A 24,998-nucleotide genomic window follows, 5' to 3' on the forward strand; every position below is an offset into this window, starting at 1 on the left:
GTCGGGCACCCATCCGTTGGCCGAAAACCCCGATCGGGCTTAGGCTGACGGCACCTGTCCGGCAAGTCTGGCGTGGGAGGTTTGTCTGTGAGTGCTCCGACCCGTGTATCGCGAGCTACCGGCGATTCACTCCAAGCTCGACCGCGGCCGTCCAACATCACGTGCAAGATTCTGATGGCCGTGACAGGACTGATCTTCGCCGCTTTCGTTCTCGTCCACATGATCGGAAACCTGAAGGTCTACACCGGTGCCGATCACTTCGACGACTACGCACACTGGCTACGAACGGTGTTCGAACCCTTCCTGCCCTACGAGGGACTTCTGTGGATTCTTCGCATCGTCTTGCTCGCGTCATTGGTCGCACACGTCTGGTGTGCCTGGCTGCTCACCGCCCGCGGACGCCGAGCTCGAGGAAAATTTCGACGTAAAGGTCTGGGAATCAAGTCCTTTACAGCGCGCACGATGCCCGTCACCGGAGCTGTGCTGCTGCTATTCGTCATTTTCCACATACTCGACCTCACGACCGGAACCCGACCCATCGGCAGCAGCGAGTACGAAGCGGCCACGCGCACACAGAGTTACGCATACGACAATCTGATTGCCAGCTTCGAGCGTCCGCTGGTGGCAGCGTTCTACATCGTCGCGATGGCTCTGCTGGCAATGCACCTCGCGCACGGACTCTGGAGCGCGGTCAACGATCTCGGCGTGACCGGCCAACGACTGCGCCAGATTGGCGTTGCACTCTCCGGAATCTTTGCGCTCGTCGTGATGGTCGGAAACATGTCGATCCCCATCGCGGTCATGACCGGCGCCATCTCGAAGACAGGAGCGTCATAAGTGAACAGCTTCGAACTCGACGATCTGCGCAGCATCGGGACACCGGTGGACGGTAAGGTCCCGGCCGGCGATCCGGCGACGGCCTGGCCCACTCGCAAACTCGACTACAAGCTCGTCAGCCCACTCAACCGGCGCAAGTTCACGGTCATCGTCGTCGGTACCGGCCTCGCCGGCGCGGCCTGCGCCGCCTCCCTCGGTGAACTGGGCTACCACGTCGAGTCCTTCACCTTCCACGATGCACCCCGCCGTGCACACAGTGTCGCCGCGCAAGGAGGCATCAACGCTGCTCGCGCTCGAAAAGTGGACAACGACAGTCTCGCCCGCTTCGTGAAGGACACCGTCAAGGGCGGTGATTTCCGGGGCCGTGAGGCCGACTGTTTCCGTCTCGCCGAAGAATCCGTACGCGTCATCGATCACATGAATGCCATCGGGGCACCGTTTGCTCGCGAGTACGGCGGCACTCTGGCCACCCGATCCTTCGGCGGCGTTCAGGTGTCGCGCACGTACTACACGCGCGGGCAGACAGGCCAGCAGTTGCAGATAGCGTCGTCGCAGGCACTGCAACGTCAGATCGCAGCCGGAACGGTCAACCTACACACCCGAACCGAGATGCTCGATCTCATCGTTTCGGACGGGCGAGCACAAGGGATAGTCACACGCGATCTCGTGACCGGTGAGATCGGCGCCACCACAGGCCATGCCGTCGTACTGGCATCCGGCGGCTACGGAACCGTATTCCACAAGTCCACACTTGCGAAGAATTCCAACGCCACGGCCGCGTGGCGAGCGCACCGACGCGGTGCGTTGATGGCTTCACCCTCGTTCATCCAATTCCATCCGACGGCGCTTCCCGTCAACTCCGAGTGGCAGTCGAAAACCATTCTGATGAGCGAATCCCTGCGCAACGACGGCCGGATCTGGGTACCGGCCAAGCCCGAAGACGATCGTGAGCCCGGCGACATTCCCGAAAACGAACGCGACTACTACCTCGAGCGCAAATATCCTGCGTTCGGGAACCTCTCTCCCCGCGACGTCTCTTCACGGGCCGCCCGCGAGCAAATCGACTCCGGTCACGGCGTCGGCCCTCTGAAAAACAGTGTGTACCTGGATTTCCGCGATGCGTTGGCACGGCTCGGCCGCAAGACCATCGAGGAGCGATACGGAAATCTGTTCTCGATGTATCGCGACGCCACCAGCGAAGACCCCTATACGGTGCCGATGCGCATCGCCCCCGGAGCCCACTTCACCATGGGAGGACTGTGGAACGACTACGACCAGATGACCTCCATCCCCGGCTTGTTCGTCGGTGGTGAGGCAGGCTGGGGATACCACGGGGCCAACCGCCTCGGCGCCAATTCGTTGCTCTCGGCATGCGTCGACGGCTGGTTCACCCTCCCGTACGCGATTCCGAATTATCTTGCACCGCTACTCGGATCCACTCCACTCGAACTGTCCGATCCCGCTGTGACGTCGACGCTCACTGACGTGAGGGGTCGGGTGGACCTGCTGCTCTCGGTCGGCGGAACACACGGCCCCGACAGGTTCCATCGACAACTGGGCGAGATCCTCTATGCGGGTTGCGGTGTCACCCGAACGGCCGAGGGCTTGACCAAGGCGATCGCCGAAATCCGCGCACTGCGAACCGATTTCTGGTCGAACCTGCGAGTTGCCGGCAGCGGAAACCAGTTCAACCAGGAGTTGGAAAGGGCCGGCAGGGTAGCCGATTTCCTCGAGCTCGCCGAACTGATGTGCGTCGATGCTCTCGATCGTGACGAGTCCTGTGGAGCGCACTTTCGTGCCGAACATCAGACTCCCGACGGCGAAGCGCAGCGAAACGATCAGGACTGGTGCTTCGTCTCCGCGTGGGAAACCGCCCAGGACGGCAGACACGTTCGACACGACGAGCCGTTGTCCTTCACCGCTGTTCCACTGCAGACGAGGAACTACGTATGAAAATCACCGTGGACGTGTGGCGCCAATCCGGACCTGAGTCGTCCGGCGCATTCGACACCTACCAAATAGACGACGCGACGGTGGAGATGTCGCTGCTGGAGCTCCTCGACCGACTCAACGACCAACTCGTGGAGAGCGGCAACGAACCCATCGCCTTCGATTCCGACTGCCGAGAAGGGATCTGCGGGTCCTGTGGCATCACCGTCGACGACGTTCCCCATGGGCCGGTTGCGAACACTCCCACGTGCCGTCAGCACCTGCGCAGCTTCTCCGACGGTGACCGAATCAAACTGGAGCCGTTCCGCTCCGCGGCCTTTCCCGTGGTCCGAGACCTCGTCGTCGATCGCTCTGCGCTCGACCGGGTGCTCGAAGCCGGTGGATACGTTTCGGTCAATGCAGGAACCGCGCCGGACGCAGACAGTCAGCCGCTCTCGCATCAAAGTGCCGAAGCTGCACTGGACTTCGCCGCGTGCATCGGCTGTGGCGCTTGCGTGGCAGCCTGCCCGAACGGTGCCGCGCACCTCTTCACCGGGTCCAAACTGACCCACCTGTCTCTCGTCACGCAGGGCCGCAACGAACGTGGCAAGCGGGCCCGAGCGATGTCGCACCAGATGGAGGCCGATTTCGGGCCGTGCTCGACCTACGGTGAATGTGCGCAGGTGTGTCCCGCGGAGATACCGCTGACCGCGATTGCCGCTGTCAACAAGGAATCGATGCGATTCGGATTGCGGCGCAAGGACAACTGATCGTCACCAGGCGCCGATCAGCTTCATCCACGCGCCGCCGATGATCGTCCAGATCAGGATGATCACGACGCTCATCACGAAACCGATTCGGAACCACTCCGAGGTCTTGATGTATCCGGAACCGTAGATCACTCCGGCCGGACCGGACGCGTAGTGCGAGATACCGCCGAACAGGCTGCCGATGAAGCCGAATACCAGGGCCGAGAACAGCGGCGGCGCACCGGTTGCCACCGCCGCGCCGAGAAACACCGCGTACATGGCGACGATCTGCGCGGTGTTCGACGCAAACAGATAGTGCGCGTAGAAGTACACCAAGGTCAGGATCGCAAAAGCCCAGATCCACGGCAAACCGTCGACGCTCGAGGAGACCTGGGTTCCGATCCACGAGATCACGCCGAGTTCTTCGAGATGGCTTGCCATACCGACCAGAACGGCAAAGAACACGAGCGTCTGCCACGCCCCGGTGTCGTGGACCAGGTTGTTCCACGTCAGCACCTTGGTCACCAACAGGATGCCGATTCCGACGAATGCTGTTGTAGTGGCATTGACGTTGAGCTGCGAGCCCAGGCACCAGAGCACCAGCAGCAGAACGAAGGTGGCGGCCATGATCTTCTCGTTGCGGCTGATCGGACCTGCCTTGCGCAGTTCCTCCCTGGCTTGCTCGGGTGCTTTCGGAGTCTTCAACATCGTGGGCGGGAAGATCTTCGACATCACCCACGGGATCGCGATCAGACTCGCAATTCCCGGAACCGATGCTGCCAGCGCCCATTTGCCCCACGAGATGTCGATGCCGATCTTGGCAGCCGCATCGACGGCCACAGGGTTACCCGCCATGGCGGTGATGAACATCGCGGAGGTCACGACGTTGACTTGCAGCGACGTGAGCAGCAGATATGCTCCGAGCTTCTTGCGAGAGTCCTCGGGCTCGGGATTGGAGTCCTCCAACTTGCTCAGCGAGACGATGATCGGATAGACGACGCCACCCGCACGGGCGGTGTTCGACGGCGTCGCCGGAGCAAGTATCAAGTCCGTCAACGCCATTCCGTAGGACAATCCGAGACTCGACTTGCCGAGTTTGGTCACGAACATGAGCGCAACCCGTTTGCCGAGTCCAGTGACCAGAAAGCCCTCGGCAATGAAGAACGATGCGACAATCAGCCAGATCGTGGTGTTACTGAAGCCGGACAACGCTTCCGTCGGCGTCTCGGTCTGGGTGATCATGGCGATCGACAGGCCTACCAGCGCCACAGAACCCGTCGGCAGCGGCTGCAAGATCAACGCCACGATGGTGCCGACGAAGATTCCGAGCATGTGCATGCCCTTGGGATCCACACCGTCCGGAACAGGCATGAAATAGATGATCAAGCCGAGGACGACGGGCACCGCAGCCGGGTAGTACCGCCTGAGCACTGATTGTTTCGACGGCTCCGCCGGCGGTGTCGTCTCAGAAAAAGACTCAGTGCTTTCGGATTTGGCCTCGGACATTTGCATCTCCTCGACTTGTCGCCCCAGGTGATCGCCCCAGATGATTGTCCCCCAAACATCAGGTTTTCGTGCGGTCAATCCAAGTTCGAGAGAAATTGCCCGGAAGTACAGTCGTCCTTACGAGGCGCTGTCTCGCACCGACGCTTCAGTGGGAGAATGCCCATCTCTCGCAAAAGATTGTGCCAATCGATCAACAGAGGCGCCGGCGTGCTGCACGCTTGAATCTCGGAGAGTTGTTCAACCTGCTTCTGCGAAAGGTATTCGTCGGCACGATGTTTGGGTCAGGACTGCGCGGATTGCCGATCTCGACCGGATCTTCGCGCGTGATGTGATCCAATTCCGAAGCATGTCAGCCGACAGACAGACCCACGAACCGAGAAGATTCGTATCGGGCCGACGACTGGTTGCGCCATCTATTGTCGGGAGTGTGACGGAATCCGACGCCCACGAGGACTCGACCGACTCCACTGAATCGGCAGTGGCCGATCACCCGAGGAAACGTCCACTGTGGCGTGAGATTCTGATCCTCGTTGTCGTCGCACTTGTCCTGAGTGTTGTCATTCAGAACTTCGTCGGACGCATCTTTCTGATCCCGTCGGAGTCCATGGAACCGACACTTCACGGATGCACCGGCTGCACGGGAGACAAGATCCTCGTCGACAGAATCAGCTATCGATTCGGGGATCCGCAACCTGGGGATGTGGTCGTGTTCAAGGGACCCGAGTCCTGGAACGACGAGTACAAATCCATTCGATCCGACAATTCGATTGTTCGCGCGTTTCAGGGACTCGGGTCCATCGTCGGCTTGGTCCCGCCGGACGAAAACGACCTCGTGAAGCGGGTAGTCGCGGTCGGTGGCCAAACCGTACAGTGTCTGTCCGAGGAAGAGGGGCTTCGGGTGAACGGCAAGCCGCTGACCGAGCCGTACATCGACAAGCGCATTCCGGGCAACGATACCTCTTGTCAAGGAAGGTATTTCGGGCCGGTCACGGTTCCCGACGGGAACCTGTGGGTGATGGGCGACAACCGCGCCCATTCGAAGGATTCACGTTTCCATCTCGATGACGAACACAGTGGAACGGTGCCGATCGACAATGTCATCGGCAAGGTTCAATTGATCGTCCTTCCCTTCTCACGGTGGGGAACTGTGAGCTCGTTCGATCCGCAGTGACAGATCGAATCAACCAGGCGGCCCGCATCTTCGGACGGCACAGTCGACATGGCTCCGCTTTCGGACGATCATCGAGCGCATCTGTTACCGAGGGTAGGAGAACCACATGCGCGCTCGACGCATCACCGCCAATCTCAAAGTCGCCGATGTCGGAACCGCCAAGAGCTTCTACTCCGACTTTCTCGGCCTGAGCACCGAAGAGTTCAACATGGGGTGGGTCGCTCGCTACACCTCTCCCGACACCGGCGCGAACGTACAGCTCGTCACGCACGACGCCACTGCGACCGAGGACTCGGTCATCTCAGTCCACACGGACGACGTCGACGGCGCCTACGAAGAGGCCCGCAGGCTCGGCTACGAAATCGTGCACCCCATAACGACCGAAGAGTGGGGTGTTCGCCGATTCCTCGTCCGGGCACCCGATGGCAACGTCGTCAACATCGTGCGACACCGGGACTGAGCAGCGGAAAGAACCCCATTCGACGTTTTAGGTCATTTGACCTAGAGTTAGGTGCATGACCGATTCATTGCAGTATTCAGCCGACGGCCCGATCCTCGTGGCCGGCGGATACGGAACCGTGGGCAGCGCCCTGACAGCGTTGCTCGCCCCCGACTTCCCACTACTCCTCACCGGACGCACCCCCGAGCGAGGCGACGAACTGGCCGGCCGTCACGGCGCTTCCGTCCGCCGCTGGGACCTCCTCGACCCGACACCCTTCGACGCGTCCGTACGCGCGGTCGTGTCGACGGTCAACGATCCCCACGATCGTGTCCTGTCCGCCGCCGTCGAGGCCGGCATTCCGTACGTGGACATCACCCGCTGGACAACCCGCGTCGCTCGCGCCGCCACTCTGGCGGGTCAGAAGTCGCCGAGCGCACCGGTGTACCTGTCGTCCGGATGGATGGGCGGAGTCACCAATATCGTCGCCGCAGCGCTGGCCGAGGAACTGGGTGGCGCGAGCACGATCGACGTCTCGATTCGCTACGACGTCAACGACATTGCCGGGCTGGACTCCGTCGACTTCATCGATCGGCTCGGGCAGGATTTCGAGGTGATGCAGCAAGGAAACCCGATCACCGTCAGCCCGTTGACGGATACACGCTGGGTCGACTTCCCCGGATCGCGCACCAAGGTCGGAAGAATCGACACTCCGGAACAATTCACGTTCCCCATGACCTTGGGCGCCGAAACTGCCAGCACTCGAATAGGTTTCAGTTCGAATGCATCCACAACTGCGCTGCTCGCCGCCAAGAAGGTGGGTCTGTTCCGTTGGGGTCGCGGCGACCGCTTCACACCGCTACGACGCGGACTCCTGTACTCGCCGGGCAAGGGCGGGAGCGCGCAAGTACGCATCGATGTCACCGGCCCGAGCGGCACGACAAGCGCGACAATCGTCGACCGGCAGGGCCAGGCTCACCTCACCGCGGTGGGCGGCGCGCTGGCCGTCAGACGAGCCTTGGCCGACGATGCCCGGCCTGGAGTCACTTTCCCCGAATCGCTTCCGAACCCTCGCCGCACCGTCTCCGAGTTGGAGAGCTTCGGGGTGGCAGTATTGCGACCATGACCCTCTCCAAGGGCGCCGCCCGTGCGGCAGCACTTCTCGACGCAGCAGAACAGGTCCTCACTACTCAGGGCAATGCCAACTCGGCAATGCGCGATTTCGCAGCCGCGGCCGGAGTGCGGGTAGGACATCTGCAGCACTACTACCCCACCCGTGCAGATCTGATACGCGCAGTGATGTCACGTGCATTGGCCCGCTCACTGGATCGCCTTGCCGTCGTCCCCGATACGGATCAGAGCCTTTCCCGCGAGGAATCCGAACACTTCATCGGAGTCCTGCTCGGAGAACAGGACGACCAGGCCACGGTGCGTCTGTACGTCGAAGTATGGGCCATTGCAGCGGCGGACCAAGAAGTCGCGGTCGTGCTTCGAGACTTCTACGCCCAGTACATCGCACACGTAGAGCGCGCAGTCGCGTGTGCACAACCGGAGCTGGATGCGGCGGAACTTGGCGCGACAGCGCAGACCATCGTGAGCCTGCTCGAGGGTTCCGCAATTCTCCGATCGGGAATCACCGGCCGAAAGTCCGAGGCTTCGGACCGAAAGCTCGTGGACACACTGCAGTACCTGATTCACGGGTCCTGACTCGGACGTATCGTAAAGCCCATGAGCGTTGCAAACGAATGGAGCCGAATCGAAGCGTGGTGCCGTACACACGCACCGGTGACGGCTGCAGCGTTTCAACCAGGACTTGGTGACGCCGTTATCGAGGAATTCGAAGCCTCGACCGGCGTCACGTGGCCCCAGGAACTTCGCGACCTGTATCGGGTCCACAACGGCAGCCTGACCCACGACGACCGGACCGGCCTCTTTCTCGGCAGCGTGCTCCCGGACAAATTCTTCTACCCCATCGACGTCGCAACAGAAGTTCGTCTCACTCTGCTCGAAACGTGGGATGAGACGATCTACGAGAATCCAGACCTCTACGCCGATGACGAGATGGATCGACACGATCAACGCGACGCAGGCACTGCCGCAACCATGTTCATCCCCTCGTTCGTTCCCTTTGCCGGACTGGACGAGTACCACTACTTCGTGGACACCCGCAGCGGCGCACTCCACCATTGTGTGACCGAGTATGCGTCGGACGCCACTGACAACGGCGGTCCGATCTGGGCGTCCATCTCGGTAATGCTGGCCGCCCATGCCGTAGCGCTGGAAACAGGATCAACGATCGGAGTGTGGAAACCCGTTGTCAGCAAGGGTGTTCTGGAATGGGAAGTCGACGCATGACACCCAAGCAGGAACCGACCCGTCGCACCCTCGCCGACGGGCGTCAGATCTTCTACTTCGACGATGCCGGCAGTGCCCGCGCCCACTCTGCGCGAGATTCCCGCGAATTGCCGGCTCTCGACCACTCGTCTCGGATGAGATTCGACGTTCTCACCGGGGAGTGGATCACCATGGCTTCGCATCGCATGACACGGACACATCTCCCCTCCGCCGCCGAATGTCCATTGTGCCCGACCGACGAAACACGCACGCCCACAGAGATACCCGACGGAGACTACGACGTCGCGGTGTTCGAGAATCGGTTTCCGAGCTTTGCCGCGGCGCCTGAGGAAGCCATTGACAGTCCCGGAGACGGTGCGGGCGATCGCCCAGCGGCCGGTCACTGCGAAGTGATGTGCTTCTCGAGCGATCACACGGCGTCCGTCGCCGAGCTTCCACTCGAACGCATGCGCACGATTGTGGGCGCCTGGATTTCTCGGACCGAAGAGTTGTCGGCGGATCCGCTTGTGGAACAAGTGTTCTGCTTCGAGAACCGCGGCGAAGAAATCGGGGTGACACTCACCCATCCACACGGACAGATCTACGCATACCCGTATGTCACGCCACGCACCCGATCGATGCTGACGCAGGCGCACAAACACTTCGAGCGCACCGGTCGCTCACTACTCGCCGATGTTCTGGCGTTCGAGCGCGAGGACAAGGCCCGGTTGATCTACGACGGCGATCACTGGAGCGCCTACGTCCCGACCGCCGCACGATGGCCCATCGAGATTCACCTGGCACCGCACCGAGACGTCCCGGACCTTCCCTCGCTGAACGACCAAGAGCGCGAAGAGCTTGCGGTCGTCTACCAAGATCTCCTACGCCGTATCGATCGCTTCTATCCGGGCGTCGACCGGGTACCGTACATCGCGGCTTGGCACCAAGCTCCCGTCCGCATCAACCGACCTCTGGGCCGACTGCATCTTCAGCTGTTCTCGATCTTGCGCGCACCGGGCAAACTCAAATACCTCGCCGGGTCCGAGTCCGCCATGGGCGCCTGGGTGAACGACACCGTTCCCGAGGCAGTCGCGGCCCGTCTACGGGAGTTGAAATAGTGGATACGGTCTCGAACAATTCTGTGCTCCAACAGTTTCACGCCACCTACGGCTATCCGGCAACCGGAGTGTGGGCGGCACCCGGTCGAGTCAACCTGATCGGTGAACACACGGACTACAACGGTGGATTGTGCCTACCGGTCGCTCTCGAGCAGCGAACACTGGTTGCCGTCGCACTGCGCAGCGACGGGGTCGTCCGCGTGCACAGTCGGCAATCCGCCGAGACGTACACCGGGCCCGTCGGCGACATCGCCACAGGGTGGGCCGCCTACCCCACAGCCGTTCTGTGGTCTCTTGCGCGCAGAGGCCTCCCGATCGGAGGAATCGATCTTGCCGTCGACTCGTCGGTACCGGTCGGGGCCGGGCTGTCGAGCTCCGCTGCCCTCACCTGTTCGGTTGCGTTGGCCGTCAACGAACTTCATGATTCACCTTTCGCCCGCGATGAGCTGGTACAGGTGTGCATCCAGGCCGAGAACGACGGCGTCGGCGCACCGACCGGAGGGATGGATCAAACCATTGCCCTCTTTGCTCAACCCTCGACTGCGCTCCTGCTGGACTGCCAGGACGGATCCACCGAACCCATACCTTTCGAACTCCACGGTGCAGGTTACGAACTGATCGTCATCGACACCCGGGTCAAACACTCACTCGCAGACGGACAGTACGGAATGCGACGCTCTCAATGCGTCGCTGCAGCAGCAACTCTCGGCGTCGGCAGCTTGCGAGAGGCTACAGCAGGCCAGGCCGAGACAGTGCGAGACCCGATTCTCCGGGCGCGGGCACGGCACGTCGTGACCGAGATCGAGAGGACGCGGAAGACCGCAGAACTTCTGCGCAACAGCAGATTCAGTGACGTCGGCGAGCTGTTCGACAACTCGCACGCCTCGTTGCGCGACGACTTCGAGGTCTCGTGTGAAGAACTCGACGTCGCCGTTGCCGCAGCACGACGCGGCGGCGCGATCGGTGCGCGGATGACCGGCGGCGGATTCGGAGGCTCGGCCATCGCGCTGGTTCCGGAAGGAAGCGGAGCGGAGGTCATCGCATCGGTGAGCCGCGACTTTGCGGCGCGAGGTTGGCGAGCACCACACTTTCTCGGCGTCGTTGCCGGGGGTTCGGCCGCCCGTCTCTGAGCGAACGGCACGTTCAGCGCACTGGAGGCGCCGAACGTACCGTTCGCCCTGGTTGGGACACCTCGAGATCCCCCTCACATAAATAGTCATCTCAGATGCGAATTATGTAGGTTCAGATCATGCAACTGACGCAGTTCACCGATCTGGGATTGCGCGTCGTCATGCGGTTGGCCGTACTCGACGCGGATGCCTCCCCCAGTACCCGGGATGTTGCGCAGCAGCTCAACGTGTCGTACTCCCATGCCACCAAGGTGGTTACACGGCTCGGTGAGCTCGGCATCGTGACAACCAGGCGCGGCCGCGGCGGTGGGCTTTCCATCACCGAACTCGGCCGCACCGCCACCATCGGCTGGCTGGCCAGACGCCTCGAAGGCCCGGGTGAAGTCGTCGACTGCGAAGGCGACAAACCGTGCCCATTGCGCGGAGGTTGCCTCCTTCGAAGTGCGTTGCGCGAAGCACAGGAAGCGTTTTTCGTTTCACTCGACGCGGTCACGATCGAAGACGTCATCCGGCAGCCGTCCAAAACTGTCCTGCTACGCCTCACCACCCGGAGCGACGAAGCAGGCTGATCAATCGAATTTCGACCGAACGGAGCAGCTCATGCTTTCCCCACAGTCAACCGAGGTCATTCGCGCCACCCTTCCCGTGGTCGGCGCTGCCATCGGCGATATCACAACCCTGTTCTACCGCAAGATGTTCGACGCACATCCTGAACTCGAACGTGATTTGTTCAATCGCGGCAATCAGAAACAGGGCGAACAGCAGAAGGCTCTCGCCGGTGCCATCGCGGCATTCGCGACGCTTCAGCTCGAGCCGGACAGCGCCAAGGTCGATCTCATACTCTCACGCATCGCGCACAAGCATGCGTCGCTGGGAATCACGCCCGACCAGTACGCAATCGTGCACGAACACCTCTTTGCCGCGATCGTCGAAATACTCGGCGATGCAGTCACTCCCGACGTCGCGGCAGCCTGGGACGAGGTCTACTGGCTGATGGCGGAAACCCTCATCACGATGGAGCGTGGCCTCTACCAACTCGCCGGCGTCGACGCCGGTGACGTCTGGCGCACGGTAAGGATCAGCGAACGAGTTCTTCAGTCCGCCGACACCGTCTCACTGACGCTCACCTCGCTCGACGGTAGCGCACTCCCCACCTTCGCTCCCGGACAGTACCTTTCGGTCGGGGTTACGCTGCCCGACGGCGCCCGCCAGATCCGCCAATACAGCCTGTGTTCGATACCGAGCAGCGCAGACTGGCGGATCAGCGTCAAGCGAATCTCCGGAACTCCCGATGGCGAAGTGTCGAACTTCCTCTACAACAACGTATTCGAAGGTCAAGAACTCTCCGTCACCACACCTTTCGGCGATCTCACCATGCCGGACGACAACTCACCGCTCCTGCTCGCGTCGGCCGGAATCGGTTGCACACCGATGATCGGGATGCTCAATCATCTCGTGGACACCGGTGCTGACCGTTCGGTATCTGTCATCCATGCGGATCGATCCATTGCGGATCACGCGCACCGCGCAGAACTCAGCACACTCGTCGACCAGATTCCCGCCGCAACCCTGCACCGTTGGTACGAGGATCTCGGCACGCACGTTGCGTTCGGATCGGTTCACGAAGGACGGGCGGATTTGCAAGGTATTGCAGTGGAGCCCGATACCCAAGCCTTCCTTTGCGGGCCGATGCCGTTCATGTTGGCGATGCGCGCATCGTTGCTCGAAAGGGACGTCCCGGCACAGAATATCCACTACGAGGTCTTCGGGCCCGACAGCTGGGCCAACACCTGAGCGGACCACTGCCTGCGAACTGGACCTTGGCGCGCGACTGCAAACCCTTGTGTACTCGACGAAACATACGCATCGAGTAGTGGGAGACCGACATGATCACGTCAGCGTCGATGACGGGAGTCGCGCTGATCGCCCTGGCGATGGTTCTGACACCGGGCCCCAACATGATCTATCTGGTGTCCCGCAGCATCAGCCAGGGCCGCCGGGCGGGTTTGATCTCGCTCGGCGGAGTCGCAACCGGTTTCCTGGTCTACCTCGCCGCCACGTGTGCAGGGCTGACGGCGGTTCTCTTCGCCGTACCAACGGTGTTCACCGCGGTGAAAATCGGTGGTGCCCTGTACCTGGCCTATCTCGCCTGGTCGACACTCCGACCAGGTGGGAAGTCCGCTTTCGAGGTGGGCGAGGTCGACCGCCACGGTAGCGGCCGTCTGTTCGGGATGGGGTTGACCACCAATCTGCTCAATCCCAAGATTGCGCTGATGTACGCGGCCCTGATCCCCCAGTTCGTCGATCCCACTGCGGGTCCGGTCTGGCAACAGGCACTCGTACTCGGCGGCGTGCAGATCCTGGTCGCAGTCACCGTCAACGCGTTGATCGTGTGCTGTGCGGCAGCCGTGTCGACCTTCCTCATGGCGCGTCCGGTGTGGATGCGGGCTCAGAAATGGCTAGCTGGTGGCATTCTCGGAATCTTCGCCACCCGCATGGCCCTGGAGTAGTTTCAGTCCTTCGGACGTTGGTCGATCAGACGACGCGCTTTGCCGATCGAGCGTTCGAGTCCGCCGGGTTCGAGAACGCTCACCTCGACCGTGACACCGATCTTGTTCTTCACCAGCTTCTGCAACGCCGAAGACGCTGCCGCATGATCGGAAATTGCCGCGTCAGGGCGAGCCTCGACGCGCACTGTCAGAGTATCCATCCGGCCCGGACGCTCCAGCACACACTGGAATTGGGGTGCCAGGGCGGGGACGGTCAGGATCAGCTCTTCGATCTGTGTGGGGAACAGATTGACCCCACGCAGGATGATCATGTCGTCGGTCCGGCCGGTGACCTTCTGCATCCGACGCATCGAGCGCGCCGTACCGGGCAACAGACGGGTCAGGTCCCTGGTTCGGTAGCGAATGATGGGCAGCGCTTCCTTGGTGAGAGAGGTGAAAACCAGCTCACCTTCTTCACCGTCCGGCAGCACTTCGCCCGTGACCGGATCGATGATCTCCGGGTAGAAGTGGTCTTCCCAGATATGGAGCCCGTCTTTGGTTTCCACACATTCCATTGCCACACCCGGGCCCATGATCTCGGAGAGTCCGTAGATGTCGACCGCATGCATGTCGAGTTGCTGTTCCAGCTCGGTACGCATCTGTTCGGTCCACGGCTCCGCTCCGAAAACTCCCACCCTCAGTGAGGTCTTCGAGGGATCGATGCCTTTCTTGATCATCGCATCCACGATGGTCAACATGTACGACGGAGTCACCATGATGGCGTCGGGCTCGAAGTCCTCGATCAGTTGAATCTGCCGCTCGGTCATGCCACCGGACATGGGAATGACCGTGCAGCCCAAGCGCTCCGCACCGTAGTGTGCTCCCAATCCACCGGTGAACAGACCGTACCCGTAAGCCACGTGAACCTTGTCCGAAGACCGCACGCCGCCGGCCGAGAGACTGCGCGCGATGAGATCGGCCCAGTTGTTCAGGTCGTTGCTCGTGTACCCCACCACCGTCGGGCGACCGGTGGTCCCCGAAGACGCGTGAATTCGCGAGACCCGGTCCTGGGGCACCGCAAACATCTTGAACGGATAGTTCTCACGTAGATCCGCTTTGGTGGTGAAGGGAAACTTCGCGAGATCGCTCAGATCCTTCAAGTCGCTCGGGTGGACGCCGGCGTCGTCGAAAGCTTTGCGGTAGTGCGGAACATTGGTGTACGCGTGCATCAGGGACCATTGCATCCGCTCGAGTTGGAGCGTCGAAATGCGGTCCCGACTGGCAAATTCGATTTCTTGCGAAGTAGCAGTGACGAGTTCGGTCATGATTGTCTCCGGTGGGCTCAGTGAGGGCGCTGTGCGGGCGGTCAGGCGTCGAAATCGACTGTTATCTGTTCACCGACAGGGAAGGTCTGGCAGGTCAGTACGAAACCCGCGTCGACTTCGTAGTCTTCGAGTGCGTAGTTCCTGCGCATCTCGACGTCACCGCAGGTGACCTTGGCGCGACACGTTCCACAGACCCCGCCCTTGCACGCGAAGGGCAGATCCGATCGGTACTGTTCCGCTGCATCGAGAATCGACTGGTCTCGCGGAAGTGTCGCGGTGGTCGATCGACCGTCGAGAGTAATAGTCACCTCGCTGCTCGGTCCGACAATTCCGCGCTCACGATGCACTGCAACCGGCGGAGCGACGTCGTCGACGTAGAACAGCTCGTGATGGATGCGATCCTTGGCAATTCCCAAGCCGGCCAGTACTTCCTGGGCGTCGTTGACCATCCCGAACGGACCACACAACCAGAAGCCGTCGACCTGGTCGCACGGAACGAGAGAGGTGAAGATCTCACGCAACCGGTCGGCGTCGAGACGGCCCGAGAACAACTCGACCTCGCGCGGCTCGCGAGAGAGAACATGAATAACGTCCAGGCGTGCACCGTACCGGTCCTTCAGGTCGGCGATTTCTTCGGCAAACATGACCGAACGGGTGCGCCTGTTCCCGTACAGCAGGGTGACATCGGCCTCGGGGTTCACCAGCAGTGTTGCAGCGATGGACAACATGGGCGTGATTCCGGAGCCCGCCGCGATCAGAACGTGCCGTCCACCCAATGCCGGATCGGCGACAAAATTGCCAGATGGGCCCTGGACGTCGATTCGATCCCCGGCCTTGACGTCTCGCACCAACCAGGAGGAGAAGAGTCCGTCTGCCACTTCGCGAACCCCCACCCGTGGAGACGCCCCTACCGGTGCACAGATCGAGTAGGAGCGACGGTGTTCGACGCCGTCGATCATCCGCCGCAGTGTCAGTGACTGCCCGGCGCCGAAGTCGAATTGATCGGCGATATCGGCAGGCACGTCGAAGGTGACGGCAACTGCGTCGTCGCACAGTGATTCGACACCGGCGACCGTCAACGGGTGAAATGGTTTGTTCCGGTTCGTCGTTGCGGTACTCATCTGTTCAGATCTCCTTCACGTGATCGAACGGCTCGAGGCAGTCGAGGCAGCGATAGAGCGCTTTGCACAGGGTCGCACCGAATTCCGAACTCAGTCTGGTGTTTGCCGAACCGCACTGGGGGCACAGGATGTCGCGCGGCTTGGCCGTCAAGGTCAAGGCGATCGGGCCGGAGGTGCGACGCGGCGCGGCCCCCGGCACCGAGTACCCGGCCGTCCGAAGTTTCGCGAGCCCCTCTTCGCTGATCCAATCCGAACTCCAAGGCGGCGACAGTTGAGTCTTGATCTGGACGCTGCCGTACCCCGCGTCGGTCAGCTTGTGCTCGATGTCGTCTCGCATCGTCGCCATCGCCGGACACCCGGAATAGGTGGGAGTGATTGTCACACAGACCAAGTTCGCTTCGACGTCGACCGATCGGATGACGCCGAGATCGGCCAAGGTCAACAGTGGCATCTCCGGATCCATCACCGAGGCGACGATCTCCTGCGCCGAAGAGACAGTAGCGGAAGAGACGGTAGCGGCAGTCACGGTCACCACACCCCTTCCGGATGCTCTCGTGCAACGCTCTGCATTTCGGCGAGAAGTAGCCCCAGTGCCCCGGTGTGCAGTCCGGCACGCCCGCCGCGGCCGCCGACGAAACCGGAGAAACGCGAAGGGGGCTCTTCCATTTCGGCTGCATGGAGTACCTGGGCAAGAACAGCGTCGAACTCCGGCAGAACAGTACGCGGATCCACTCCGACGCCAACTTCTGCCAAAACGAGTTCGTCCTGAGTGGGAACAAAGAGTTCGTCCACGAACGGGAAGATCTCGAGCAAGGCGTCGGCCGTCCGACGCTTGGATTCTGCCGTGCCGGCGCCCAAGGTGACGACCCATCTTGCCGCGTAGTCGCGGTGATAGGTCAGTTCCTTGACACCTTTGTTCGCCACAGCTGCGAGAACCGGATCGCGCGACATGCGCAGCCGATCGAACAGCGCCAGCCGCCAGGTCGAGAACACGAGTAGCCGAACGACCGTGTGCGCGAAGTCGCCGTTGGCGAGTTCCACCAGTCTCACGTTGCGGAAACCGAACTGATCACGAAAGAAGGCAAGCGCATCTTCGGCCGGCACCGGTGACGTATCGGAGATGAACGGAACCACAGTGGAATCGGCTGCTGCCGCGCGAGCCAGCAGCAGCCTGGCCTGCCCGATCAAGTCCAGGCCGACGTTGGCGAGAGCTACCTCTTCTTCGAGTTCCGGTGCCCGCGTCGACCATTCGGCGAGGCGCTGCGAACTGACGAGCGCGTCGTCGCCGAGCATGAGGCAGTAGCGCGCCAGCGCACCGAGATCGACGTCATCCGGCACCGTGGTGTCGACTCCGGCGAGGGGGTCGTCGAAGCTGGTTCCGAACGCCCACTGACCGTGGCCGTCGCCGTCGACCAGGCCGTCGTAGGCACTGTCGTGATCGTTCATCTGTTGGTCCTCGAAGTCGAAGTGATTCTCACATGTGCGGAACGGAGTCCGGGATGTCGTAGAAAGTCGGGTGCCGGTAGACCTTGTCGCCGCTCGGCGCGAAGAACGGATCCTTTTCTGCCGGACTCGAAGCCACGATTTTCGCGGATGGCACGACCCAGATACTCACGCCTTCGTTACGTCTGGTGTAGACGTCGCGCGCGTGGCGTAACGCCATCTGGTCGTCTGCCGCGCGCAGGGATCCGACGTGCACGTGGTTCAGTCCGCGCTTTCCCCTCAGAAATACCTCGTACAAAGGCCATTCGCCCCGCACCTGATCGCCCTGTACCTGATCGTTCTCGCTCATGATGTTTCCCCAGTCGTGCGATCGTGCGCGAGTCTCTCGCGCTGTGCAAAGGCGTACGCGGCGTCGCGAACCCAGGCCCCGTTGTCGTGTGCGGCTTTCCGATTGGTGATCCGCTCGACGCTCGCCGCTCCGTTGCCGCGGACCACGTCCATGAATTCGCTCCAGTCCGGCTCGCCGAAATCGTGTGCGCCACGCTCGGGGTTCCAGCGCAGGTCGGGATCAGGGAAGGTCACACCGAGTATCTCGGCCTGCGGTATCGACATGTCCACGAATCGTTGCCGCAGTTCGTCGTTCGTGTGCCGCTTGATGCGCCACTTCATCGACTGCTCGGTGTTCGGCGATTCGTCGTCCGGCGGTCCGAACATCATCAGAGCGGGCCACCACCATCGGTCGACGGCTTCCTGCACCATTGCCCGTTGAGCTTCCGTGCCGCGCATCATCGTCGCCAACAGCTCGAAGCCTTGGCGCTGATGGAACGATTCCTCCTTGCACACACGGATCATCGCGCGCGCATACGGCCCGAAGGAGCTGCGGCACAGCGGAACCTGATTGCAGATGGCAGCTCCGTCGACCAGCCAGCCGATCACACCCACGTCGGCGTATGTCAGCGTCGGATAGTTGAAGATCGAGGAGTACTTCTGCTTTCCCTCGATCAGCTTGGTGGTCAGATCGCCACGATCGGCACCGAGCGTCTCGGCCGCGGAGTAGAGATACAGACCGTGCCCGGCTTCGTCCTGGACCTTCGCCATCAGGATCGCCTTGCGTCGCAACGAAGGCGCACGGGTGAGCCAGTTTCCCTCGGGCTGCATTCCGATGATCTCGGAATGCGCATGCTGGGCGACCTGGCGGATCAGAGTCTTGCGGTAGCCGTCCGGCATCCAGTCGCGAGGCTCGATGCGCTGGTCTGCCGCGATCGTCTCGTCGAACAGGTTCTGCAGGTCTTGTGGAGCTTCCACGTTGGTCATCGTACCTACCTTTTATTACCGAATGATCGGTTGGTAACTAGTATGCACCGAGGTGTCCCAGCACACAAGAGAATCTTTCGCCGCACCAGAAATCAGCGGCCCTCGAAAACCGGCTTCTGCTTCGACAGGAAAGCCGTGACTGCGCCTCGATGATCTGCCGTGGAACCCAGCTCCACCTGTGCGTTCGCCTCGGCCGCCAGCGTCTGGGAAAGCCCAGGAGCAACGGCACGGATCAGCGATTTCACGTGGGCGAAGGCCGCGGTGGGTCCGTCGGCAAGCCGACGCGCGAGTACCCGAGCCTCAGCTGCGACGTCCTCGTCGGCCACCACGCGATGAACCAAGCCCCACTCCAGCGCGCTCTGCGCGTCGAACTTGTCGCCGAGCAACATCAGGCCACTGGCGCGGCTAGGTCCGAGCGCGTGCACGAGCGCATGACTGAGCCCGGAGTCACTGGCCAGACCGATGCCGGTGAATGCCGTCGCAAAGCTCGCGCGAGCCCCCACGACACGGATGTCTCCGGCCAACGCGATTCCCAACCCGGCCCCGACGCAGGCTCCGCCGATACCCACCACCACCGGGACAGAGAGCGTCGACAGCGCCGTGACGATGGGGTTGTAGTGCGCCTCGACGGTATCCATCGCGTGCGCAGGATCAGCATCCAACGCTGCGGCGTGCTCGCCCAGATCCTGACCGACGCAGAAGTTCTTGCCTTCGGCGAGAATCAACACCGCTCGAACCTCTGCGTCCGCGTGGACCTGCAGCAACGCTTCGAGCAGCTGAGACTTCATTTCGCCGTTGACGGCATTGGCGGCCTTGGGTCGGTCGAGAGTGATTGTCGCCAAACCTCGCTCGATCTCCAAGCGAATCACGTCAGTCATCGATGTTCCTTTCGCAGGCAGTTCGGTTCAGCTCCATGTGTGAAAACCCTGTCCCGTCTTGCGCCCCAACTCGCCGCGAGCCACCTTCTCTCGCAGCAGTGCTGGAGGTGCAAATCGATCACCGAGCGTGCTCGCGAGGTGTTCGGCGATCGCCAGGCGCACATCCAACCCGACCAGATCTGTCGAACGCAGCGGGCCCATCGGATGCCGATACCCCAATTCCATTGCTCGGTCGATCGATTCCGCGTCCGCCACACCCTCTTCGAGCATGCGGATGGCTTCGAGCCCGAGACCGACACCAAGCCGGCTGGTTGCAAAACCAGGTGAGTCGTTGACGAGCACCTCGGCTTTGCCGAGCATCGACACCCATGCGCGTACCGAGTCGACAACCTCGGGGCGGGTCTGAGGCGCCCGGACGATCTCGACCAACAGCGACGCCGGGACTGGATTGAAGAAGTGCATACCGATGAACCGGCCCGGATCCGTCAGCGCTGCGCCGAGCTCGGCGATCGACATGGAACTGGTGTTGCTGGCGATCACGGTGCTTTCTCCGGCAACGGTTTCCGCAGCGGCGAGCACCTCGACCTTGAGGGCCGCAATTTCCGGGACCGCCTCGACGATCAGGTCGAGCGACGGTGGCAACGAGGTCACTGCGTCCACGGTGCTCACGCGCGCCAGCACCGTCGCGGGGTCCTGGTCGTCGAGTTTCCCTCGCTCGTGGGCTCTGTCGAGGCCGGCGGAAACACGCTGCAACGCGGCCGCGGTGTCGCCACTCTCCGCGATGGTGACCGCCCCGCCGAGACTGGCGAACACCTGGGCGATACCCGCACCCATGCGTCCACCGCCGATGACTCCGACGGTCTTCGGTGCAACTGCTTCAGTCATGATTTCTTCTCCAGGAAGGCCGTCATGCGATCGCGCTTGTCCGAACTCTCGAACAGGACGGCTTGGGCGATGTCGTCGGCAAACGGATGCGATCCCGGCGCATCGACGATGATCTTGGTCAATCGCAGTGCCAGCGGGGACAGTCGGGAAATGCGGTCGAGCAGCCGATGCGCTGCGTCGACGTGGCAGTTCGGTTCGGTTACCTCGACAGCCAGGCCCGCTCGTAGCGCCTGCTCGGCGTCGAGGTTTCTGGCACCGAGGAGCACCTGCTTCGCGATCGAGACGCCGACGAGCTTCGGCAATCGATAGCTGGCGCCGGCGGCTGCCATTATGCCGAGATTGGGCTCCGGATTCCCGAAGACCGCCGTCGTTGTCGCGATGCGAATGTCGCAGGCGTAGGTCAACTCTGCCCCACCGCCGAGCGCGTAGCCGCTCACGGCGGCCACGGTGGGAAGCGGGAGCTTTCCGATTCGGTCGAACAGCGTGCGGTTGATACCCGCGAACGCTTCCTCTCGTCCGCGCTCTCGGAGCTCCGCGATGTCAGCGCCGCCTGCGAAGTGGTCGCCGCGCCCCGCAAGCAGGAGCAGCTTCGGATCCCGTTCGAGGCGTCCACAAACCTGATGCAGTTCGTCGATCATTTCCGCGTTGATCGCATTGCGTTGCGCGGGCCTGTCGAGGGTGACCACGACGCGATCCTCGCGCTCGTCCACGTGCAGGGTGTTCACATTCGCTCCTTCTCGCTCTTCTCCATTAGTAACCGAACATTCGGTCGTTTGGCAAGGGTGAGAACGAGGATGGTGCACAGCTTTGCCCGAACTGAGAAGATGGGGACATGACTACGGCACGCCCCACTCGACGCACCGGCCTCCCCGGACGTCCCGGCTACGACCTCGATTCGCTCCTGGCCGTGGCCGTGAAGGTGTTCAACGACAAGGGCTACGACGGCGCCAGCATGGAGGTGCTCGCCAAGAAACTCGGCATCACGAAGTCCTCGATCTACCACCATGTGTCCGGAAAGTCAGAACTTCTCGAACTCGCCCTTTCGCGTGCACTCAACGCCCTGTTTGCGGTCACGACCGAAGAGGGCGCCACCACCGGTCCGTACATCGACCGGCTCGAATACCTGGTCCGGCGCAGCGTAGAGGTGCTGGTCGCAGAGCTTCCATACGTCACCCTGCTCCTGCGCGTCCGCGGCAACACGACGGTCGAGCGCGCCGCGCTAGCTCGTCGACGCGAATTCGACAACTTCGTCGGAGGTCTCGTCGCGTCCGCCGCAGCGGAGGGAGACTTGCGCCCGGACATCGAACCAGCCCTCGCCAGCAAGCTGATGTTCGGCACCGTCAACTCACTGATCGAGTGGTACAAACCCCGAGCGGGTGAGTCCGTCTCCGACATCGCCGACGCGGTCGTCGCCGTCACTTTCGACGGACTTCGCAAGGCCTGACTCCAGGCAGTTCTGCCGAATCCTTGACAACGCGGCGTTACCGGGCGATCGTAATTACCGACCGAACGTACGGTGAGATGGAGTTGTCGTGAGCAGACTGTTGGAAAGCTATGTGGCCGGTCAGTGGTACGCCGCACCGGACGCAGGTACCCCGTTGCCGAGCGCAGTGGACGGATCGGAGGTGGCCCGGATCTCCGCAACCGGCATCGACCTCGCCGAGATGGTTACGTACGCCCGCGAGGTCGGCGGGCCTGCACTGTCCGCGATGACCTTCCACGAACGTGCCGGCGCGCTCAAGGCTCTCGCCCTCACATTGATGGCAGGAAAAGCCGAGTTCTACACACTCTCCACTGCCACCGGTGCGACGACGCGAGATTCCGGGGTGGACATCGACGGCGGATTCGGGACCCTGCTGAGCTACGCGAGCAAGGCTCGGCGCGAATTGCCCGACAGCACAGTCTTTCTGGACGGAAACGTCGAGCCTCTCGGCAAGGGCGGAACCTTCCTCGGGCAACACATCTATACATCACGTCGCGGCGTCGCCGTGCAGATCAACGCCTTCAATTTCCCGGTGTGGGGGTTCCTGGAGAAGCTGGCACCGGCATTCATCGCGGGGGTGCCGTCCATCGTCAAACCTGCCAGTTCCACGGCATATCTCACCGAACTCGTCTTCCGGCGCATCATCGAGTCAGGCTTGCTCCCAGAGGGTTCCGTCCAACTGCTCTCCGGTAGTGCACGCGGCCTCCTCGATCACCTCGGCGGGCAGGACTCAGTGGCATTCACCGGATCCGCCGACACCGCGGCAACGCTGCGTGCTCACCCGAACGTCGTCGGCAAGGGCGTCCATTTCAATGCCGAAGCCGATTCACTCAACGCGTCGATCCTCGGCGAGGACGCCGTACCAGGAACGCCCGAATTCGATTTGTACGTCAAACAACTCGTCACCGAGATGACGGTCAAGGCGGGCCAGAAGTGCACGGCGATCCGGCGCGCCCTGGTCCCGCTCTCGCTGGTCGACGCCGTTGTCGATGCCGCATCCGAGCGACTGAACAAAGTGGTCGTGGGACACCCCGATGCTGATGGCGTCACTATGGGAGCTCTCGCCAGCATCGAACAGCGTGACGAGGTCTTGAAATCCATTCGCGGTCTGACGAAGTCGGCAACTATCGTATTCGGAGACCCGGACAACGTCGACGTGGTCGGTGCCGACGGCCAGTCAGGAGCCTTCCTTTCCCCAGTCCTTCTCCGGGCGGAAGAGAATGCGCACGAGGTACACGAACTGGAGGCCTTCGGACCCGTCAGCACCGTCATCGGATACGACGGCATCGATCATGCGATCGAACTCGCGGCCCGTGGCGAGGGAAGCCTCGTCGCCTCGGTGGTCACTGCCGACACCGACATCGCACGTCGACTGGTGCTGGGTCTCGCAGCTTTTCACGGCAGAGTGCTCGTGCTGAACCGCGACGACGCCAAGGAATCCACCGGCCACGGCTCTCCCCTTCCAGTCCTCGTACACGGCGGTCCCGGCCGTGCCGGCGGCGGTGAGGAGCTGGGTGGCATCCGCGGAGTTCTGCACCACATGCAGCGGACCGCCGTACAGGGCACACCCGACGTCCTCACCGCAGTCGGCGAGCGCTGGTTCACCGGATCGCAGCGCACGACCGGATCCGAACATCCATTCCGAAAGAGTCTCGCCGAGTTGAAGATCGGTGACACTGTTGTCGGCGGTCCGCGCCAGGTCACACTCGCAGACATCGATCATTTTGCAGAGTTCACCGGTGACACCTTCTACGCTCACACCGATCCGGTGGCCGCTGCGGCGAATCCACTCTTCGGCGGCATCGTCGCGCACGGCTATCTTGTTGTCTCACTCGCTGCGGGCCTGTTCGTCGACCCGGCTCCCGGCCCGGTTCTCGCGAACTTCGGCGTGGACAGCCTCAGGTTCCTGACTCCGGTCAAAGCCGAAGACAGCCTGACGGTCACCCTCACAGCCAAGACCATCACACCTCGCAGCAGCGCAGACTACGGTGAGGTTCGTTGGGACGCCGTGGTGACGAACCAGGACAACGATTCGGTCGCGACATACGACGTCCTGACTCTGGTAGCCAAGACTCGCCCCGAAGGGAATTGAAAGCACATGACCTATCGAGTAGCAGTGTGTTACGGACGCCCCACCGATCCGGAGGCTTTCGACAAGTACTACAACGAGATCCACGTCCCGCTCGCCAGCGCAGTGCCAGGGCTCTCGGACTTCACGTTCAGCAAGTGCTCGACGCTGGACGGCTCCGATCCAGTCTTCTATGCCGTCGCCAACCTCGAGTTTCCCGATCTCGAGACTATGCAGAGCGGCCTGAAGTCCCCGGAGATGGGCGCCGCTGGAAAAGATGTCGCAAACTTTGCCACCGGCACGGTCGACATGTATGTCCAGGAAGTTGTCTCGGTCCTCTAGACCCCTGCAATTTCCCGATCACACAGGAGTTGTCTCGTGAGTACAGGAAGCATCACCGCCAGAGAGATGTTCGACGCGGACCAGGCATCGCAGGCACTCGGTATCGAGATTTCCGAGCTGGCGCCCGGTAGCGCAACCGTGACCGTCACCGTGGGCGAAACCATGGTGAACGGTCACGGAATCACACACGGCGGTTATGTTTTCCTGCTCGCGGACACCGCGTTTGCGCTCGCCTGCAACGGCTACGAGGATTCAGCCGTTGCAGCGCGCGCGGACATCAGATTTCTGCGTCCGACCCGTCTGGGCGACACCTTGACCGCGGTCGCCACCGAGAAGGCTCGAGGCGGCCGAAGTGGGATCTACGACGTGACCGTTCGCAATGGCGACGCCGTCGTGGCCGAGTTCCGCGGCGACAGTCGAACCATCACCCGCTGAAA

27 protein-coding genes are annotated in these 24,998 nt (G+C 62.1%); 17 read left to right on the forward strand and 10 right to left on the reverse strand.

Annotated elements, in window-relative coordinates; genetic code table 11:
• The first annotated feature begins 87 nt into the window (after nucleotides 1-87).
• The 3 genes from EHW12_RS27380 to EHW12_RS27390 are packed head-to-tail and all read left to right on the forward strand — an operon-like array spanning nucleotide 88 to nucleotide 3,536.
• Nucleotides 88-837, forward strand: a complete 750-nt coding sequence (locus tag EHW12_RS27380; RefSeq protein ID WP_054826051.1) for a succinate dehydrogenase cytochrome b subunit — start codon at nucleotides 88-90, stop codon at nucleotides 835-837.
• Entirely contained in the window at nucleotides 838-2,790 is a 1,953-nt protein-coding gene (locus EHW12_RS27385; protein ID WP_125052206.1) for a fumarate reductase/succinate dehydrogenase flavoprotein subunit, read from the forward strand.
• On the forward strand, nucleotides 2,787-3,536 hold the full coding sequence (locus tag EHW12_RS27390; protein ID WP_042921559.1) for a succinate dehydrogenase/fumarate reductase iron-sulfur subunit: 750 nt from the start codon (nucleotides 2,787-2,789) through the stop codon (nucleotides 3,534-3,536). The genes EHW12_RS27385 and EHW12_RS27390 overlap by 4 nt, the downstream gene beginning before the upstream one ends.
• Before the next feature lie 3 nt (nucleotides 3,537-3,539).
• Here EHW12_RS27390 and EHW12_RS27395 read toward each other — a convergent pair whose 3' ends face one another.
• Entirely contained in the window at nucleotides 3,540-5,021 is a 1,482-nt protein-coding gene (locus EHW12_RS27395; protein WP_042446385.1) for an anion permease, read from the reverse strand.
• Between the two features lie 427 nt (nucleotides 5,022-5,448).
• On the opposite strand from EHW12_RS27395, the gene lepB reads away from it, so the two are divergent.
• The 10 genes from lepB (at nucleotide 5,449) to EHW12_RS27445 (ending at nucleotide 13,723) form a co-directional block, all read left to right on the forward strand.
• Nucleotides 5,449-6,192 (forward strand): signal peptidase I, encoded by a 744-nt coding sequence (lepB, locus tag EHW12_RS27400; protein ID WP_042446389.1) that lies wholly within the window; start codon nucleotides 5,449-5,451, stop codon nucleotides 6,190-6,192.
• A 106-nt stretch (nucleotides 6,193-6,298) separates the two neighbouring features.
• Nucleotides 6,299-6,652, forward strand: coding sequence for a glyoxalase superfamily protein (locus EHW12_RS27405; protein WP_058226881.1), 354 nt, complete (start codon nucleotides 6,299-6,301; stop codon nucleotides 6,650-6,652).
• 55 nt (nucleotides 6,653-6,707) lie between these two features.
• Nucleotides 6,708-7,757 (forward strand): saccharopine dehydrogenase, encoded by a 1,050-nt coding sequence (locus tag EHW12_RS27410; protein ID WP_042921555.1) that lies wholly within the window; start codon nucleotides 6,708-6,710, stop codon nucleotides 7,755-7,757.
• A complete protein-coding gene (locus EHW12_RS27415) occupies nucleotides 7,754-8,338 on the forward strand; it encodes a TetR/AcrR family transcriptional regulator (RefSeq protein ID WP_042446396.1) in 585 nt (194 codons plus the stop codon). Before EHW12_RS27410 ends, EHW12_RS27415 begins: the two co-directional genes overlap by 4 nt.
• Before the next feature lie 21 nt (nucleotides 8,339-8,359).
• Nucleotides 8,360-8,986 carry an SMI1/KNR4 family protein gene (locus EHW12_RS27420; RefSeq protein WP_030536068.1) on the forward strand — a complete coding sequence of 209 codons (627 nt, stop codon included), beginning with the start codon at nucleotides 8,360-8,362 and terminating at the stop codon, nucleotides 8,984-8,986.
• Nucleotides 8,983-10,083, forward strand: a complete 1,101-nt coding sequence (galT, locus tag EHW12_RS27425; RefSeq protein ID WP_125052208.1) for a galactose-1-phosphate uridylyltransferase — start codon at nucleotides 8,983-8,985, stop codon at nucleotides 10,081-10,083. The genes EHW12_RS27420 and galT overlap by 4 nt, the downstream gene beginning before the upstream one ends.
• Nucleotides 10,083-11,213: a galactokinase gene (gene galK / locus EHW12_RS27430; protein ID WP_125052210.1), complete on the forward strand. Its 1,131-nt coding sequence runs from the start codon at nucleotides 10,083-10,085 to the stop codon at nucleotides 11,211-11,213. Before galT ends, galK begins: the two co-directional genes overlap by 1 nt.
• A gap of 119 nt (nucleotides 11,214-11,332) precedes the next feature.
• Nucleotides 11,333-11,782 carry an Rrf2 family transcriptional regulator gene (locus EHW12_RS27435; RefSeq protein WP_003943059.1) on the forward strand — a complete coding sequence of 150 codons (450 nt, stop codon included), beginning with the start codon at nucleotides 11,333-11,335 and terminating at the stop codon, nucleotides 11,780-11,782.
• 31 nt (nucleotides 11,783-11,813) lie between these two features.
• Entirely contained in the window at nucleotides 11,814-13,007 is a 1,194-nt protein-coding gene (locus EHW12_RS27440) for a globin domain-containing protein (protein WP_064075004.1), read from the forward strand.
• A 92-nt stretch (nucleotides 13,008-13,099) separates the two neighbouring features.
• On the forward strand, nucleotides 13,100-13,723 hold the full coding sequence (locus EHW12_RS27445) for a LysE family translocator (RefSeq protein ID WP_042446415.1): 624 nt from the start codon (nucleotides 13,100-13,102) through the stop codon (nucleotides 13,721-13,723).
• Nucleotides 13,724-13,725: 2 nt separating this feature from the next.
• Here the strand turns inward: EHW12_RS27445 and paaK are convergent, their stop codons facing one another.
• The 9 genes from paaK to EHW12_RS27490 all read right to left on the reverse strand — a co-directional run bounded on the left by paaK (nucleotide 13,726) and on the right by EHW12_RS27490 (nucleotide 21,393).
• Entirely contained in the window at nucleotides 13,726-15,027 is a 1,302-nt protein-coding gene (paaK, locus tag EHW12_RS27450) for a phenylacetate--CoA ligase PaaK (protein ID WP_007730627.1), read from the reverse strand.
• A 41-nt stretch (nucleotides 15,028-15,068) separates the two neighbouring features.
• Nucleotides 15,069-16,148: a 1,2-phenylacetyl-CoA epoxidase subunit PaaE gene (gene paaE / locus EHW12_RS27455; protein WP_064687859.1), complete on the reverse strand. Its 1,080-nt coding sequence runs from the start codon at nucleotides 16,146-16,148 to the stop codon at nucleotides 15,069-15,071.
• A gap of 4 nt (nucleotides 16,149-16,152) precedes the next feature.
• The gene (gene paaD / locus EHW12_RS27460; RefSeq protein ID WP_047269445.1) at nucleotides 16,153-16,611 is read right to left on the reverse strand and encodes a 1,2-phenylacetyl-CoA epoxidase subunit PaaD; all 459 of its coding nucleotides are present in this window, start codon (nucleotides 16,609-16,611) and stop codon (nucleotides 16,153-16,155) included.
• Between the two features lie 65 nt (nucleotides 16,612-16,676).
• Nucleotides 16,677-17,594 carry a 1,2-phenylacetyl-CoA epoxidase subunit PaaC gene (gene paaC / locus EHW12_RS27465; RefSeq protein WP_064687860.1) on the reverse strand — a complete coding sequence of 306 codons (918 nt, stop codon included), beginning with the start codon at nucleotides 17,592-17,594 and terminating at the stop codon, nucleotides 16,677-16,679.
• Between the two features lie 28 nt (nucleotides 17,595-17,622).
• Nucleotides 17,623-17,940 carry a 1,2-phenylacetyl-CoA epoxidase subunit PaaB gene (gene paaB / locus EHW12_RS27470; RefSeq protein WP_020909477.1) on the reverse strand — a complete coding sequence of 106 codons (318 nt, stop codon included), beginning with the start codon at nucleotides 17,938-17,940 and terminating at the stop codon, nucleotides 17,623-17,625.
• Nucleotides 17,937-18,905, reverse strand: coding sequence for a 1,2-phenylacetyl-CoA epoxidase subunit PaaA (gene paaA, locus EHW12_RS27475; protein WP_007730621.1), 969 nt, complete (start codon nucleotides 18,903-18,905; stop codon nucleotides 17,937-17,939). Before paaA ends, paaB begins: the two co-directional genes overlap by 4 nt.
• Nucleotides 18,906-18,997: 92 nt before the next feature.
• Nucleotides 18,998-19,783 (reverse strand): enoyl-CoA hydratase-related protein, encoded by a 786-nt coding sequence (locus EHW12_RS27480; RefSeq protein WP_029256503.1) that lies wholly within the window; start codon nucleotides 19,781-19,783, stop codon nucleotides 18,998-19,000.
• 27 nt (nucleotides 19,784-19,810) lie between these two features.
• Nucleotides 19,811-20,668 (reverse strand): 3-hydroxyacyl-CoA dehydrogenase family protein, encoded by an 858-nt coding sequence (locus EHW12_RS27485; protein ID WP_007730617.1) that lies wholly within the window; start codon nucleotides 20,666-20,668, stop codon nucleotides 19,811-19,813.
• Nucleotides 20,665-21,393: an enoyl-CoA hydratase/isomerase family protein gene (locus EHW12_RS27490; protein ID WP_125052212.1), complete on the reverse strand. Its 729-nt coding sequence runs from the start codon at nucleotides 21,391-21,393 to the stop codon at nucleotides 20,665-20,667. The genes EHW12_RS27485 and EHW12_RS27490 overlap by 4 nt, the downstream gene beginning before the upstream one ends.
• Nucleotides 21,394-21,500: 107 nt before the next feature.
• On the opposite strand from EHW12_RS27490, the gene EHW12_RS27495 reads away from it, so the two are divergent.
• From EHW12_RS27495 to paaI, 4 genes are all read left to right on the forward strand, one after another.
• Nucleotides 21,501-22,112, forward strand: a complete 612-nt coding sequence (locus EHW12_RS27495) for a TetR/AcrR family transcriptional regulator (protein WP_007730612.1) — start codon at nucleotides 21,501-21,503, stop codon at nucleotides 22,110-22,112.
• 88 nt (nucleotides 22,113-22,200) lie between these two features.
• Nucleotides 22,201-24,243 carry a phenylacetic acid degradation bifunctional protein PaaZ gene (gene paaZ, locus EHW12_RS27500; RefSeq protein ID WP_125052214.1) on the forward strand — a complete coding sequence of 681 codons (2,043 nt, stop codon included), beginning with the start codon at nucleotides 22,201-22,203 and terminating at the stop codon, nucleotides 24,241-24,243.
• Nucleotides 24,244-24,249: 6 nt separating this feature from the next.
• The gene (locus EHW12_RS27505; protein ID WP_007730606.1) at nucleotides 24,250-24,561 is read left to right on the forward strand and encodes an EthD family reductase; all 312 of its coding nucleotides are present in this window, start codon (nucleotides 24,250-24,252) and stop codon (nucleotides 24,559-24,561) included.
• Between the two features lie 66 nt (nucleotides 24,562-24,627).
• Nucleotides 24,628-24,996 carry a hydroxyphenylacetyl-CoA thioesterase PaaI gene (paaI, locus tag EHW12_RS27510; RefSeq protein ID WP_047269444.1) on the forward strand — a complete coding sequence of 123 codons (369 nt, stop codon included), beginning with the start codon at nucleotides 24,628-24,630 and terminating at the stop codon, nucleotides 24,994-24,996.
• Nucleotides 24,997-24,998: the final 2 nt, after the last annotated feature.

The organism is Rhodococcus sp. NJ-530, assembly GCF_003860625.1.
GTDB classification, from domain to species: domain Bacteria; phylum Actinomycetota; class Actinomycetes; order Mycobacteriales; family Mycobacteriaceae; genus Rhodococcus_F; species Rhodococcus_F qingshengii.